Source organism: Bradyrhizobium barranii subsp. apii, from assembly GCF_011516635.5.
Classification (GTDB): domain Bacteria; phylum Pseudomonadota; class Alphaproteobacteria; order Rhizobiales; family Xanthobacteraceae; genus Bradyrhizobium; species Bradyrhizobium barranii.
Window position 1 is genome coordinate 7,274,745 of sequence record NZ_CP096255.1, and the last position, 14,028, is coordinate 7,288,772.

The window sequence follows — 14,028 nt, forward strand, 5'->3', positions numbered from 1 at the left end:
GTCGCCCGGACAAGGCGGCGCAAGTCCGCCGGAACGGGAGCCATGCCGCACGATCCCCTGCTCACGCACCTGACATCCGCCTTTGCCAAGGTGCCGGGCATCGCTGCCATCGTGCTCGGCGGCTCGCGCGCGCGGGGCAGCGCGCATCCTTCCTCCGACTACGACATCGGACTGTACTTCTCGGCGGCGAGCCCGCTCGATACGGATCGGCTACTGGCCGCCGCGAAGGAGATCGCCGACGATCCTGCCGCCACAGCCGTGACCCCCGTCGGCGAATGGGGCCCGTGGATCGTCGGTGGCGCCTGGCTTTCAGTGGAAGGCCGCAAGGTCGATCTGCTCTATCGGAGCGCCGACGCAGTCGAAGCTGTGATGGAGTCTTGCCGCGCCGGCGTCGTCACCATGGATTACCAGCCCGGCCATCCGCACGGCTTCTGCTCGGCGATCTGGATGGGCGAGATTGCCTATTGCCAGCCACTGCACGATCCGCCGGCCCTGATTGACCGGCTGAAATCGATCGCTCTGCCCTATCCGCGCCCGCTGCGTACGGCGCTGATCCGGCGCTTCCAGTGGGAGATCCTGTTCGGTATCGAGAATGCGGAGCTTGCGGCAGCGCGCGGCGAACAGACTCATGTCGCGGGGTGCCTCTACAGATCGCTCGCCTGCGTCGCGCAAGTTCTGTTCGCACTGAACGAATGCTATCTCATCAACGAAAAGGGCGCACTACAGGAATCAAGCCGCCTGCCGCTGACGATCCCGCATCTGGCGGAGCAAACCAATGAGGTCTGGCGGCTGGTCGGCGCCGGCGCTCCGGCCCACGCCTGCGAAATCCTACGCAAGATCGACCGGCAGTTGAAGGTGCTGACGTCTTGAAAGCATGGAGAACCCGGTGACATCTGACAATCCCGTCGCTTACGAACGCGTCGACGACGTCGCCCGCATCACTCTGCGCCGGCCGCCCGTCAATGCACTGAGCCTCGAGGTCATCCGTGCGGTGGTCGCGGCCCTGCGTCGCGCGGCGAACGATCCGGAAGCGCGCGTTGTCGTGCTGGCGAGCGCGATCGCCAAGCGCTTTTCGGCTGGCCTCGACCTCGACATCCTGCTTGGCAAATCCGGCGCCGAGATCCGCGAATTCCTCCAGTCGCTCTATATCGACCTTTACGACGCCCAGTACGGGCTCGGAAAACCGTCGATCGCCGCGGTCGGTGGTGCGGCGCGCGGCGGCGGCATGACCATGGCGGTGTCCTGCGACGTGGTGCTGGCGGCCGAGAGCGCGACGTTCGGCTATCCCGAGATCGACGTCGGCGTCATTCCCGCGATCCACTACGCGCATCTGCCGCGCATCGTCGGACGTCATCGCGCTTTCGAGCTGCTGTTCACCGGCCGCGTCTTCACCGCCGCGGAGGCGCGGGAACTCGGCGTGGTGAACCGCGTCGTTGCCGATGCCGAGCTCGACGCCGAGGTGATCAAGCTCGCGGCGCAATTCGCCGGCAAGTCGGCCGCCGTGCTGCGGATGGGCCGCGCCGCCTTCATGCGCCAGATCGATCTCGATTACCGGCGCAGCATCGCAAGTGCAGTGGACGATTTCTGCAATGTCGCGACGTCGGACGAAGCGCAGGAGGGATTGAGGGCCTTCGTGGAGAAGCGGGCGCCGAAATGGTGAGGGGGCCGCCGCCCGCCCAGGGAGGCTAACGTTCAGGCCGTCCTGTCCACTGAGGACGACGAATCCGCAGGCGGATATTTCGTCACCGGCACAGTGAAGGATTTGGAGCCGACCTGGTAGATGATCTTGCCGTTTTGTCCGTTGTCGGTCGATATCTGCGACTGCCCGAACATGATGACGTTCCTGTAGACGTAGCCGGTGCCCTGGCGAGTGATACCGTCGGTGGTGACGCTGACCGTCGCCTCTTTGCCGTTGATGGCCAGCACACGAAAGCTCGCGCTCTTGCCGATGTCGGCAGAATAGCCGCCCCAGCTTCCCATGAGGATGCTGTCGGAACCTGCCGGCGCCTGTTTCTGCAAAGTCGCGCTCTGCTTGCCAACGCCCGAGGAGAACAGGAGCACCAGGTTCTTGCCGTCCTTGGTGCCGACCGTGACGTTGCCGTAGCTTATCGTTGCACCATTGACCTCGCCGATACCGCGCTCGGTGTGCCCGTTATGGGTGTACTCGATCTGGGCCCTGGCCCCGCGGATGTTCACGACCTTGAAGCCGACGGCCTGGTTGTTGCCTGCCCAATTGCCCTTCCAGTCACCCACCAGACTGCTCTGGTGATACACCCGCTCGTTGGCGGGCGAAATCTGGCTGGTGCTCGATGTGACGATGGCCATTGGATTGCTCGGCGGATTTGTCTGACAGACCCGCTTCTGTTCGCGCGCCGGACGGCGAAGTCAGAACTTTATCCGGAAACAACGGGAAGCAGGCCGATTAGGGCCACGCAGCAGTTAACGCGTGGTTAAATTCGACCGCGGGCGGGACAGGGCAAAAGGTCTCATTCGGGGTGGTGCGGATCAGCGCCCCCAGCGGTCCGACCAGATCTTCTCGCCGATCAAGCAGCTGACCCGCGGCTCCTTGTCGGCAACGCGCCTCACGGGGCGCTCCGGCATGCGGCCGGCGACCTCCATCAGGAGCTTGGTGCGGATCGCTTCCTTGAACTTATCGCGATCCTTGATCGTGATGACGAAGGAGCCGGGACCGCCGATGACGCAGTCCTCGTAGTAGTAGTCGAGATTATCGATATCCATGGTCGAATAGGACGGCTCCTTGACCATGATCGGCAGGCCGTTGATGACGATGCCCTTCTCGAGCGCGGCGTCGCGCGCCGCCGTCACCGGGCCGCCATTGTTGTTGGGGCCGTCACCGGAAATGTCGATCACGCGGCGCAAGCCGCGATAGGGATCCTCGTCGAACAACGGCATCGCGAACGTGATCGCCCCGGAGATCGAGGTGCGCGAGGCGCGCCGGATCGGCGTCTTCAAGATCTCGGCGGCGACCGCGTCCGCCGTCTCCGGTCCGTCGACCAGCCGCCACGGGATGATGATCTTCTGATCGCTGGAAGCGGCCCATTCGAAGTAAGTCACCGCGATCCGGCCATTCGGCCCGAGCTTCAGCGCCTGGAGGAATTCCTTCGACTGGATCGCCTGCGCATAGCCTTCGCGCTGGATTGCGAGTTCGTCCATGTCCATGGAGTAGGACACGTCGACCGCGAGGACCAGCTCGACATCGACTGTCTGCGCGTCCCGGTCGGCCGCCAGCCGTTGTGGCGGACTCTTGCTCGGTTCAAATTTGGGCCCTGGTGCCGCGATGCCCGCGACGTCCCCTCCGGCGAGCACGCCGGCCACCAGCACAGCCCCGATCGAGAACAGCATGCGCATCGCAGTCTCCCGTCGTATGACGCGATGGTGACATGCAATCGCCTTGCCGCAAAGTCCGAAGATCGCTTGCGCTTCACATTCCGGTTAGGAATTCGCGAGTTGGGAATGCGCACGTCACGCAAAGCTGCCGCCGTGTTGCCGCGCTTGCGCCACGGAGACGCGCGCGATCGCTCACACCATCATTCCGGGACGTCCCGCAGCATCGAGCCGAGGACAGACCTTCCCCGCCCACTTGTCCGGTGCGATTTCCATGCTAGGCTGACCATACAGATGGGGATGGAGTCCCCCGACAACCGCCCGTCGGCCTGTGACCGTAGTGGGCTGATGACTCCTGCTCGAGGAGGGGCAATCTCAAAGCCTCGGCCTTTGGCGGGAGCATGGACAAACCCGCCGCTGGCGGGTTTTTTGTTGCCTGAAGGCGAAGGTCAGGGCGTGACGACGACGACACCGAATGCTGCGCGTGCGGGGCTGCCCAGGGGAATCTGGGTGCTCGGCTTCGTCTCGATGCTGATGGACGTCTCCTCCGAGATGATCCACGCGCTGCTGCCGGTCTATCTCGTCACCGTGCTCGGGGCCTCCACGCTGACGGTCGGCTTCATCGAGGGCATTGCGGAGGCGACCGCCTCGATCACGAAGATCTTCTCCGGCGCATTGTCCGACTGGCTCGGCCGGCGCAAGCTCCTCGCGGCGCTCGGCTACGGCCTAGCCGCGCTGACAAAACCGCTGTTCCCGCTTGCCCCCAGCGTCGGTTGGCTGATTGCCGCGCGCTTCATCGACCGCGTCGGCAAGGGTATTCGCGGCGCACCGCGCGATGCGCTGATCGCCGATATCGCACCTGCGGGTCTGCGCGGCGCGAGCTTCGGCCTGCGGCAGTCGCTCGACACCATCGGCGCATTCGTCGGACCGCTCGTGGCGATCGGCCTGATGTGGTGGACGGCAGATAATTTTGCCCTTGTCTTCTGGGTGGCGGTGCTGCCGGCCTTCCTGTCTTTCGGCCTGATCGCATTCGCGGTGAGCGAGCCGGAGCCGGACCCAAGCCGGGAGACTACGAAGAATCCGCTGAACACCTCCGCCATGCGGCAGCTCGGATCCGTGTACTGGCGCGTCGTCGCGGTCGGCGTGGTGTTCACGCTCGCGCGCTTCAGCGAGGCCTTTTTGATCCTGCGCGCGCAGAACATCGGTCTCTCGGCGATGTGGGTGCCGGCGGTGCTGGTGCTGATGAACGTGGTCTATGCGCTGTCGGCCTATCCGGCCGGCGTGCTGTCTGACCGGATCAACCGGACCGGCCTGCTCGCGCTCGGCCTCGTCTTCCTCGCGGCCGCCGACCTCGCGCTCGCGCTGCTGCCGAGCCTCGCGGGCCTCGCGCTCGGCGTCGTGCTGTGGGGGCTGCACATGGGATTGACCCAAGGCCTGCTGTCGGCCCTCGTCGCCGACGCCGCGCCGCCGAACCTGCGCGGCACCGCATTCGGCTATTTCAACCTGTTCACCGGACTGGCCTTGCTGGCCGCAAGCGTGATCGCCGGCGCGCTGTGGGATGCCTACGGTCCGGCGGGCACGTTTTTGGCCGGGCTCGGCTTCGCGCTGGTCGCGCTCGCAGGGCTGCTCGCCGTCGGCAATGGCCTGGCAACGGAGGACAAATGATGATGGAGGGGCGTTCGTCGTGTTGAGCGGAGTGATCGCAATCGTGGTCGGCAGCGTTCTCGGCGGCTGTGCGCGCTATTTCGTCTCGGGCGCGATCGCACGGCGGATGGGCGAGACCTTTCCCTGGGGCACCATGACCATCAACATCACCGGCGCCTTTCTGATCGGCATTTTCGGCGCGCTGGCAACCCATCCCGGCTCGATCTTCGCCGCGCCCAATCCATGGCTGTTCGCGGTGACCGGGTTCCTCGGCTGCTACACCACGGTGTCCTCGTTCAGCCTGCAGACGCTGACGCTCGCCCGCAACGGCGAGCCGATGCACGCGCTCGGCAATGTCGTGTTCTCGGTCGGGCTGTGCCTTGCCGCCGTCAGTTTCGGCTTTGTCCTGGCTGACGGTCTTGGAGGCTAGAAGCGGATGGCCGTTCCCTCCTCCACCGACCGCTGGCGCAGCGCGATGCTCTATGCCTGGGTTTCCTTCGGCAGCGTCCTTGGCGGCCTCGCGCGCTATTTCGTCTCCCTCGTGCTCGACACCGGCTCGGGCTTCCCCGTCGCGACGCTGTTCATCAATGCCACGGGATCGCTGATCATCGGCTTCTACGCAACGCTGACCGGCCCCGACGGCCGCATGCTGGCGCGGCCCGAGCACCGGCAATTCGTCATGACCGGGTTTTGCGGCGGCTACACCACCTTCTCGGCCTTCAGCCTGGAGACCTTCCGCCTGTTCCACGGCGGCATGAAATACACGGCGCTCGCCTATGTCGCGGCATCCGTCATCTGCTGGCTGGTGTCTGTGTGGCTCGGCCATATGATGGCAAGCCGCTACAACCGCTTGACGAGGAGCTGACCATGCAAATCCCCAATCAGGCTGTTTCGCTCCGGATCTTCATCGGCGAGAGCGACCATTTTGGCGGCAAGCCGCTTTACGAAGCGATCGTGATGACGGCGCGCGAGCGGCATCTCGCGGGCGCCACCGTGCTGCGCGGCCCGATGGGGTTCGGCAAGTCGAGCCGGCTACACACCTCGAAGATCCTGCGGCTGTCGGAAGACCTGCCGCTGCTGATCGAGATCGTCGACAGCGAGGACAGCATCAACGCATTCCTGCCCATCCTGGATAGCATGATGTCGAGCGGCCTGATCACCTTGGAGAAGGTGCAGGTCCTGCAATATGGTGAGAGGACCGCACACTGAGCACCGCGGCTGAACCGAGCCCGCCGTTTCCGGGAGGCGGAATGAACGACACCGTTACCAAGCCTAAAACCAGGACGAAGACCAAGGTCGAGCGGCCCAAGCTGCACAAGGTCATCCTGATCAACGACGACTTCACGCCACGCGAATTCGTCACGATGATCCTCAAGGCCGAGTTCCGCATGACCGAGGATCAGGCCTACAAGGTCATGATCACCGCGCACAAGCTGGGCGCCTGCGTGGTCGCCGTGTTCACCAGGGACGTCGCCGAAACCAAGGCCACCCGCGCCACCGACGCCGGCCGCGCCAAGGGCTATCCACTGCTGTTCACGACGGAGCCCGAGGAATAGGGCTTCATCTTGCGACGATGAATGATCTTGATCTCATCGCGCATCAGGCCATCACCACCGGCGTCTCTTCGGCGAGCCCGTACACGCGTTGCGCCTTCGAAAACCCTGCGATCGGAAATTCGCCGAGCTCGCGCCAGTCATGGCGGCAGGCGTTCGCGAAGACTTCCGAGACCACGACGGTCCGCCCCAGCCGGCCCGTGATCTTCTCCAGTCGCGCCGCGAGATTGACGGCGGGGCCGATGCAGGTGAAGTCGAGCCGGTTGCCGCCGCCGATATTGCCGTAGAGGATGTTGCCGACGTGCAGCGCGACGCCGAAGCGGAAGCGCTCGACGACGTCGCCGACCGGAAAGGCGAGTGCCTCGACGCTGGCGCGGGATTCGCGCGCGGCCTCCAGCACGCGCGCGCAGACATGCGCGGCATCGCCGATATATTCGTCGATCGGGAACACCGCGAGCAGGCCGTCGCCCATGAATTTCAGGACCTCGCCGCCATGGCCCCGGATCGCGGTGACCTGGCAGTCGAAATAGTGGTTGAGGATCTCGACCACGGTCTCGGCCGGCAGCCGGTCCGAAAGTGCGGTGAAGCCGCGCAGATCCGAGAGCCAGATCGCGGCCTGCATGGTGTCGTTGTGGCCGCGGCGGATCTGGCCGCCGAGGATGCGCGCGCCGGCACGGTTGCCGACATAGGTGTCGAGCAGCATCTCGGCGGTGCGGCGCAGACTGATGATCTCGGCGACGCGCGCGAGCGGTGTCACGATGGAGCGGATTGCCGCGATGTCGTCGTCGCTGAAGCCGCCGGGATGCCGCGTGACCCAGCTCGTCGCGTGGATCGAGCCGTCGAGATAGTGCATCGGCATCGCGAGGTAGTCGGTCACGCCTTCGGCGCGCATGTCGTCGAGGAACGGAAACCGCTTGCTGTCCGGATCGTCCATCCGTCCCCGCACCTCGAGCCCCTCCTCGAACACGATCCGGAGCGGGCTTCGGGCGAATTCGGGCGTGTCCAGGATCTCGAAATCGACGGTGCCGATCTCGACCTTCTGGCCCTGCCGCCAGATGAAGTTGCGGCCGAAGATTTCCGGATGCAGCGTGCGAATGAAGATGCCGAACCGCGACAGCGGCAGGCCGGCCGCGACCAGATGCTCGCAGACCTCGGCGATCATCTCGGAAGGGGTCCCGGACGACCTCGCACCGTCGATCAGCCAGTTGGTGATGCGCTGGATCTCGGAGTTTTGCATGTCCGCATTTGCGGACGAAGTCTTGGGGACGTCAAGCTGCGCGGTGGGTCAGTACCGCGACACGAACGCCCTGCTCGGAGCTAGCGGCCGACCTGCCCGCGATCCCGAATGAAGTGATCGGCGAGCACGCAGGCCATCATCGCCTCGCCGACGGGCACGGCGCGGATGCCGACGCAGGGGTCGTGGCGGCCCTTGGTGAAGATCTCGGTGTCGGCGCCCTTGCGATCGACAGTGAGGCGCGGCTGGAGGATCGACGAGGTCGGCTTCACCGCGAAGCGCACCACCACCGGCTGTCCGGTGGAGATGCCGCCCAGAACGCCGCCGGCATGGTTGGAGAGGAAGCGCGTGCCATCATTGCCTGTGCGCATCTCGTCGGCGTTCTCTTCGCCGGTGAGCTCCGCCGCGCCAAAGCCGGCGCCGATCTCGACGCCCTTCACGGCGTTGATGGTCATCATCGCACCCGCGAGATCGGAATCGAGTTTTGCGTAGATCGGGGCACCAAGGCCGGCCGGCACGCCTTCGGCGACGACCTCGATCACCGCGCCGATCGACGAGCCGCTCTTGCGGATGCCGTCGAGATAGGTCTCGAAGAAGGCGGCCTTGTCCTTGTCGGGACAGAAGAACGGATTTTTTGCAATCTCGTCCCAGTCCCATTTGTTGCGGTCGATCTTGTGCGGGCCGATTTGCACCAGCGCGCCGCGGACCTTGACGTCGGGCAGCACTTTTCGCGCGATCGCACCAGCGGCGACGCGCATCGCGGTCTCGCGCGCCGAAGAGCGGCCGCCGCCACGATAGTCGCGCAGGCCGTATTTGGCCTCATAGGTGAAGTCGGCGTGGCCGGGCCGAAACTTGTCCTTGATCTCGGAATAGTCCTTCGAGCGCTGGTCTGTGTTCTCGATCAGCAGCCCGATCGGGGTGCCCGTCGTCACCTGCACGCCGGTCTCCGGATGCGCCATCACGCCGGACAGGATTTTCACCTGGTCCGGCTCCTGGCGCTGGGTGGTGAAGCGCGATTGGCCGGGCCGGCGGCGGTCGAGATCCTGCTGGATATCGGCCTCGGTGAGCGGGATCATGGGCGGACAGCCGTCGACCACGCAGCCGATCGCCACCCCATGGCTCTCGCCGAAGGTGGTGACGCGGAACATGTGGCCGAAGGTGTTGAAGGACATCGCTAGCCTGTAAGTCAGTTCTGACTTGTGTCGTAACGCGCCCTGAAATTGGGGTCAAATACGCGCCACAGTCGTCATGGCCGGGCTTGTCCCGGCCATCCACGTTCTTGACCCCCCGAAGCAAAAAGTCCGTGGATGCCCGGGACAAGCCCGGGCATGACGGCGGAGAACGGGGCGGCGCCCGCCCTTAACTATACTTCTCAAGCCGCCCGTCCCGAAACACGTAGACCGCGCCCTGCTCGATGTAGAGCTCGGCGGCGCTGGCCGGCGTCTCAAGGCCGAGCGAAACCATCAGGGCCCGGCAAGTCCCGCCGTGGGCGACGGCGACGGTGTCGGTCCGGAGCTCGTTGTACCAGGCCCGCACGCGGACCTGCACATCGGCGTAGGTCTCCCCGTCCGCGGGGCCGACCGTCCATTTGTCGGCGAGGCGCCTGGCATAGACGTCCGGATCGGCCGCCTCGCTCTCGGCCAGTGTCAGCCCTTCCCAGCTGCCGTAGCCGATCTCGCGCAGGCGATCGTCGAGCGCGTAGTCCGCCGGCGGCAGTTCGAGCTTGCCGCGCGCGAGTTCCATGGTCTGGCGTGCACGCCCGAGCGGGCTCGACACGTAGGGTAACGCCGCCTTGTCCTTGCCGTCGCGCTTGAAGAGATCCGCCAGCACGCCGCCGGCCTGCACGGCCTGACCGCGTCCGCGCGCGTTCAGCGGAACGTCCTTGGTGCCCTGAAGCCTCCCGAGCGCATTCCACTCGGTCTCACCGTGGCGAAGATAATAGATCGTGGGCACCGGCATTCCAGATTTATAAGCTAGTCCTTGCCGCCGAACGAGATGTCCGGCGCGTCCGGGCGCTTCATGCCGAGCACGTGATAGCCGGAATCGACGTGATGCACCTCGCCGGTGACGCCGCGCGCGAGGTCGGAGAGGAAGTACAGCGCGCTGCCGCCGACGTCTTCGATCGAGACGTTGCGCCGCATCGGCGCGTTGTTCTCGTTCCACTTCAGGATATAGCGGAAGTCGCCGATGCCGGACGCCGCGAGCGTCTTGATCGGCCCGGCCGAGATTGCGTTGACGCGGATGTTCTTCTCGCCGAGATCGGCCGCGAGATAGCGCACGCTGGCCTCCAGCGCGGCCTTCGCCACGCCCATCACATTGTAGTGCGGCATCCACTTCTCGGCGCCGTAATAGCTGAGCGTGATGAGCGAGCCGCCATCGGTCATCAGCTTCTCGGCGCGCTGCGCCACGGCCGTGAACGAGTAGCAGGAGATCAGCATCGACTTGGAGAAATTCTCCGGCGTGGTGTCGACGTAGCGGCCGTCGAGCTGCTCACCGTAGGCGATCGCATGCACCAGGAAGTCGATCTTGCCCCACTTCTCCTTCAGCACTGCGAAGGCGGCGTCGATGGTCGCGGCATCGGTGACGTCGCAATGGCCGAGCACGAGGCCGCCGATCTCGGCAGCGAGCGGCTCGACGCGCTTCTTGAGCGCATCGCCCTGATAGGTGAAGGCGAGCTCGGCGCCGGCTGCGTGGCATGCCTTGGCGATGCCCCAGGCGATCGAGCGGTTGTTGGCAAGGCCGAGGATCACCCCGCGCTTGCCCTGCATCAGACCTGAATTCTGCGCCATTTGCTAACGTCCCGTCGAGCTCACGTTGAGGTCTGGAGGTACACCAGCCCTCCTTCGCGGTACAGTCCTAATACGCGGCGTTAACGCTGTTTCAAGCGCCGGAATAGCCGTTCCGTTCGGGTGTTATGATGATTGAGGCGCTCGCGCCGAACACCAGGACGTCAAGACGGCATGAGTGCGTTTCGCCAGAGTGTGGAAGCCATGATCCCGGCGTTGCGCCGCTACGCCCGCGCGCTCACGCGCGACGCGGATGCGGCCGACGATCTGGTGCAGGATACGCTGGTGCGGGCGCTGCGTTCGGAGCGCCTGTTCCTCGGAGGCGATGTCAGGAGCTGGCTCTATACGATCTTGACCAATCTCAACAAGAACCGGCGGCGCTCGCTGGCAAGACGCCCGCAATTCACGCAGCTGACGGAGAACAATCCGGATGCCAGCGGGACCGAGGCCGAAGGGCGCGACATCGAGAAGGCGCTGGCGACGCTGGTCGAGGAGCAGCGCTCGGTGCTTCTGCTGGTGATGCTGGAGGGCATGAGCTACCGCGAGGTCGCCGACATCCAGGGCGTGCCGATCGGCACCGTGATGTCGCGCCTGGCGCGCGCGAGAGCCCACGTTAAAGCCTCGCTGGAAGGTGAGCGCCCGGCGCTCAAGCGGGTGAAGTGATGGCAGTGTTGATGCATCGCGCGGGTCGCTTCGCCTGCATGGAGCGGGAAGCAGCGCAGTTGAACCGCGAAAAACATTTTGGGCCGCAGAGCCAGAGACGATCGATATGAACGACCATAATATTCCCATTACCGAAGACGAGCTGCACGCCTATGTCGACGGCGAGCTGCCGGCCGAGCGCCGCGCCGACGTCGAGGCCTGGCTTGCCGCACACCCTGACGATGCCGGGCGCGTGCAGTCCTGGCGCGCCATGGCCGAGATGTTGCACGCGCGTTACGACTCTGTCGTCCAGGAGCCGGTGCCGGCCCGGCTGGAGCTCGAGCGGCTGGAGCGTCGTCCCCGGCAATGGTTCTATGCCGCCGCGGCGGCTGTGCTGGTCGCCTTCGTGGCCGGCGGCACCGCCGGTTGGGTGGCGCATGGCGCGGCCAACGCCCCCTCGACCTTCCAGAGCTTTACAGCGGACGCGCTCGACGCCCACCGCCTCTATGTCGTCGAGGTTCGCCACCCGGTCGAGGTCGGCGGCAACGAGCGCGATCATCTCCAGGCCTGGCTGACCAGGCGCTGCGGCTGGACCGTGTTCGCGCCGAACCTGGAGGCGAGCGGGCTGAAGCTCGTCGGCGGCCGGCTCTTGCCGGGGCCGAACGGTCCGGCGTCGTTCCTGATGTATGAGGGCGCCTCGGGCGAGCGATACACGATCTACACCGCCAAGACCGAGACCGGCGCGACTCAGATGCGCTACGCCAAGGCCGACAAGGACGGAGCGCTGTTCTGGGCCGAGCGCGGCGTCGGCTACGTCGTCAGCGGCGGCAGCGATCGCGATCGCCTGACCAAGGTCGCGCAGGCGGTCTACGACCAAGCCGAGAAAAACGGTACCTGAGCAACCGCTTGAAGGCGGTGCCTCGATTCCGACATTGAAAATTTGGAATCAAGACATGGGTGCGTCTCATTATCGCACCGGATGCTCACGAGAAAATGAGTAGCGTTCGATCCGCCGATCGACGCGGGCGGCCTCGATTGGGGTTTTTGGTACCGCGCTGGTCCCCCTCTCGAGGCCGCACCTATTATCGACTGCCCCGCCGGACAGCCGACACGTCGAACCACATGGGCCGAGAGGCGCTCTCACGCCTCAGGCATATGACGAGCATCATCTGTCGAGAGATGCTCTGGACCTCTGGGAGAACCCCCTTCAGTTGCGACTTCGCCCTAAAGCGCGATGGCTCACGCTTCAGCAGTTTTCTCTGCGCATGATCTTTTCGGAAAGCCGCTGAACGCCAAATGAACGCCTCGCGCTCACGCGGCCCCCCGGGTCCGGATCATGCCTTAGCCAAGCCCGCTACGTGGATTGTAGGGGTGTTGGTCCCGCCACTTCTCCATCAATGCCTCAAGATCGGCGTCGTTCCCGTCCGGTAGCATAATCCTGATGGTAACGAAGAGATCCCCGGTTCCGCCGGCTTTTGGCAATCCCTTGCCCTTGAGGCGGAAGGTCCGGCCGCTGGAGGTGTTTTTCGGGACCGACAGTTCCACGGCATTGCCGAGGGTCGGCACGCGGACCTTGCCGCCGAGCACCGCCTCGTAGAGCGTGACCGGCAGGTCGATCCTGAGGTCGGCACCCTCGATCTTGAAGAACGGGTGCGGCGCGATGCTGATCGTGATCAGGAGATCGCCCGGCGGATGGCCCTGGGCGCTCTCGCCCTGCCCCCGCAACCGGATCTGCTGGCCCTCGGTGACGCCGGCCGGAATCTTGACGTTGAGCTCCTTGCCCGTCGGCAACCGGACGCGCTTCTCGCCACCCTTGACCGATTCTTCCAGCGAGACGGACATCGCGACGTTGACGTCCAGATCGAGGCCGATCCCGCCGGTGTCGAATTCGAACTGCCCGGCGCCGCCGGCCCCCGACCGCGCACCTCTCGTCCCGCCGAACATGCTGTTGAGGATGTCCTCGAACGCGCCGCCGCCCTGGCCAGGGCCCGCGCCGCCACTGCGGAACGTATAGCTTTCGAACCCGCCGGGACCCGCACGGCCGCGCGGCCCGCCGCCGCCCGGAAAACCCTGGAAGCGCGGCTTGCCGTCGGCGTCGATCTCGCCGCGGTCGAACTGCTTGCGCTTGTCCTCGTCGCCGATGATCTCGTTCGCCGAATTGATCTCGGAGAAGCGCTCGGCCGCCTTGGGGTCATCCTTGTTGCTGTCGGGATGGTGCTTCTTGGCAAGCTTGCGATAGGCGCTCTTGATCGCGGCAGCGTTGGCGCTCCGCGGCACCCCCAAGACCTCATAGGGGTCGCGCATCCGTCACGTCTCCTTCAAGAAATCGAATTGTTCAAAGGGCTCCCCGCCCCGTCTGCTGGTCATGTGGGAGGCGAGTGGCATTTTTGCAACTAGCCGCGGAGCCGATTCCTAGCTCCGCCACGGCTTTAGCGTATGAATCTCCCAACGGCCACGGCTGCTTTGGCAGCCGGCGCCCTGGAGCCAGCTTTCGGTGCTGCCATTGACGTAGCTCGCCAGGAAGTCCCGGCACTTGCGGCCGTCCTCGGCAGCGTAGGACTGCGCGATCGGCGTCACCGAGCCACGCGCACCGGTTTCCGGATTCTCCCAGTGCTGGCTGGAATCCTTGTCGCCCTTGCTCAGCACGTCGGAGGCGGCGTTACGGGCGAAGGCAAGATCGGTGTCGGTCGGCGGGGCGTCCTTTGCCGCCCGCGCGATCGAGCCGGTCAGGTCGCTGTCGTCGGCCTTGGCGTAGGCGCTGGTGTCGTTGCGGGAAAAGCTGCAGCCGCCAGAGCCGAGCCCGATCAGAATCATTGTCATGACA

Annotated in this window: 17 protein-coding genes and 1 riboswitch; of the genes, 9 read left to right on the top strand and 8 right to left on the bottom strand. The window is 65.2% G+C overall.

Annotated elements, in window-relative coordinates; translation table 11 throughout:
• Positions 1-42: 42 nt before the first annotated feature.
• Positions 43-870 (top strand): nucleotidyltransferase domain-containing protein, encoded by an 828-nt coding sequence (locus HAP41_RS34900; protein WP_166087965.1) that lies wholly within the window; start codon positions 43-45, stop codon positions 868-870.
• 16 nt (positions 871-886) lie between these two features.
• Positions 887-1,660, top strand: coding sequence for an enoyl-CoA hydratase/isomerase family protein (locus HAP41_RS34905; RefSeq protein ID WP_166087927.1), 774 nt, complete (start codon positions 887-889; stop codon positions 1,658-1,660).
• 32 nt (positions 1,661-1,692) lie between these two features.
• Here HAP41_RS34905 and HAP41_RS34910 read toward each other — a convergent pair whose 3' ends face one another.
• Both HAP41_RS34910 and HAP41_RS34915 read right to left on the bottom strand, forming a co-directional pair.
• Positions 1,693-2,325: a hypothetical protein gene (locus HAP41_RS34910; protein ID WP_071916058.1), complete on the bottom strand. Its 633-nt coding sequence runs from the start codon at positions 2,323-2,325 to the stop codon at positions 1,693-1,695.
• Positions 2,326-2,505: 180 nt separating this feature from the next.
• Positions 2,506-3,369 (bottom strand): DUF1194 domain-containing protein, encoded by an 864-nt coding sequence (locus tag HAP41_RS34915; protein WP_166087893.1) that lies wholly within the window; start codon positions 3,367-3,369, stop codon positions 2,506-2,508.
• A 263-nt stretch (positions 3,370-3,632) separates the two neighbouring features.
• Positions 3,633-3,710, top strand: a riboswitch (Fluoride riboswitch).
• Positions 3,711-3,801: 91 nt separating this feature from the next.
• Between HAP41_RS34915 and HAP41_RS34920 the strand changes: the two genes are divergently transcribed.
• The 5 genes from HAP41_RS34920 to clpS are packed head-to-tail and all read left to right on the top strand — an operon-like array spanning position 3,802 to position 6,545.
• Entirely contained in the window at positions 3,802-5,010 is a 1,209-nt protein-coding gene (locus HAP41_RS34920) for an MFS transporter (RefSeq protein WP_166087890.1), read from the top strand.
• A complete protein-coding gene (crcB, locus tag HAP41_RS34925; RefSeq protein WP_166087886.1) occupies positions 4,985-5,419 on the top strand; it encodes a fluoride efflux transporter CrcB in 435 nt (144 codons plus the stop codon). Before HAP41_RS34920 ends, crcB (HAP41_RS34925) begins: the two co-directional genes overlap by 26 nt.
• 6 nt (positions 5,420-5,425) lie before the next feature.
• A complete protein-coding gene (gene crcB / locus HAP41_RS34930) occupies positions 5,426-5,854 on the top strand; it encodes a fluoride efflux transporter CrcB (RefSeq protein ID WP_166087846.1) in 429 nt (142 codons plus the stop codon).
• 2 nt (positions 5,855-5,856) lie between these two features.
• A complete protein-coding gene (locus HAP41_RS34935; RefSeq protein ID WP_166087825.1) occupies positions 5,857-6,198 on the top strand; it encodes a DUF190 domain-containing protein in 342 nt (113 codons plus the stop codon).
• Between the two features lie 41 nt (positions 6,199-6,239).
• Positions 6,240-6,545: an ATP-dependent Clp protease adapter ClpS gene (gene clpS, locus HAP41_RS34940; protein ID WP_014497217.1), complete on the top strand. Its 306-nt coding sequence runs from the start codon at positions 6,240-6,242 to the stop codon at positions 6,543-6,545.
• A gap of 43 nt (positions 6,546-6,588) precedes the next feature.
• Here the strand turns inward: clpS and HAP41_RS34945 are convergent, their stop codons facing one another.
• The 4 genes from HAP41_RS34945 to fabI all read right to left on the bottom strand — a co-directional run bounded on the left by HAP41_RS34945 (position 6,589) and on the right by fabI (position 10,565).
• Positions 6,589-7,779, bottom strand: a complete 1,191-nt coding sequence (locus HAP41_RS34945; RefSeq protein WP_166087806.1) for an adenylate/guanylate cyclase domain-containing protein — start codon at positions 7,777-7,779, stop codon at positions 6,589-6,591.
• Positions 7,780-7,859: 80 nt separating this feature from the next.
• The gene (aroC, locus tag HAP41_RS34950) at positions 7,860-8,948 is read right to left on the bottom strand and encodes a chorismate synthase (RefSeq protein WP_028148203.1); all 1,089 of its coding nucleotides are present in this window, start codon (positions 8,946-8,948) and stop codon (positions 7,860-7,862) included.
• 187 nt (positions 8,949-9,135) lie between these two features.
• Complete coding sequence (locus HAP41_RS34955) at positions 9,136-9,735, bottom strand: histidine phosphatase family protein (RefSeq protein WP_166087786.1); 600 nt, start codon at positions 9,733-9,735, stop codon at positions 9,136-9,138.
• 14 nt (positions 9,736-9,749) lie between these two features.
• The gene (gene fabI / locus HAP41_RS34960) at positions 9,750-10,565 is read right to left on the bottom strand and encodes an enoyl-ACP reductase FabI (RefSeq protein WP_166087769.1); all 816 of its coding nucleotides are present in this window, start codon (positions 10,563-10,565) and stop codon (positions 9,750-9,752) included.
• A gap of 171 nt (positions 10,566-10,736) precedes the next feature.
• Between fabI and HAP41_RS34965 the strand changes: the two genes are divergently transcribed.
• A complete protein-coding gene (locus HAP41_RS34965; RefSeq protein ID WP_014497222.1) occupies positions 10,737-11,225 on the top strand; it encodes a sigma-70 family RNA polymerase sigma factor in 489 nt (162 codons plus the stop codon).
• A gap of 106 nt (positions 11,226-11,331) precedes the next feature.
• Positions 11,332-12,102 (top strand): anti-sigma factor family protein, encoded by a 771-nt coding sequence (locus tag HAP41_RS34970; RefSeq protein WP_028148206.1) that lies wholly within the window; start codon positions 11,332-11,334, stop codon positions 12,100-12,102.
• 443 nt (positions 12,103-12,545) lie between these two features.
• Here the strand turns inward: HAP41_RS34970 and HAP41_RS34975 are convergent, their stop codons facing one another.
• Positions 12,546-13,508 (bottom strand): DnaJ C-terminal domain-containing protein, encoded by a 963-nt coding sequence (locus tag HAP41_RS34975; RefSeq protein WP_166087760.1) that lies wholly within the window; start codon positions 13,506-13,508, stop codon positions 12,546-12,548.
• Between the two features lie 108 nt (positions 13,509-13,616).
• Entirely contained in the window at positions 13,617-14,024 is a 408-nt protein-coding gene (locus HAP41_RS34980; protein WP_063984928.1) for an RT0821/Lpp0805 family surface protein, read from the bottom strand.
• Positions 14,025-14,028 lie beyond the last annotated feature (4 nt).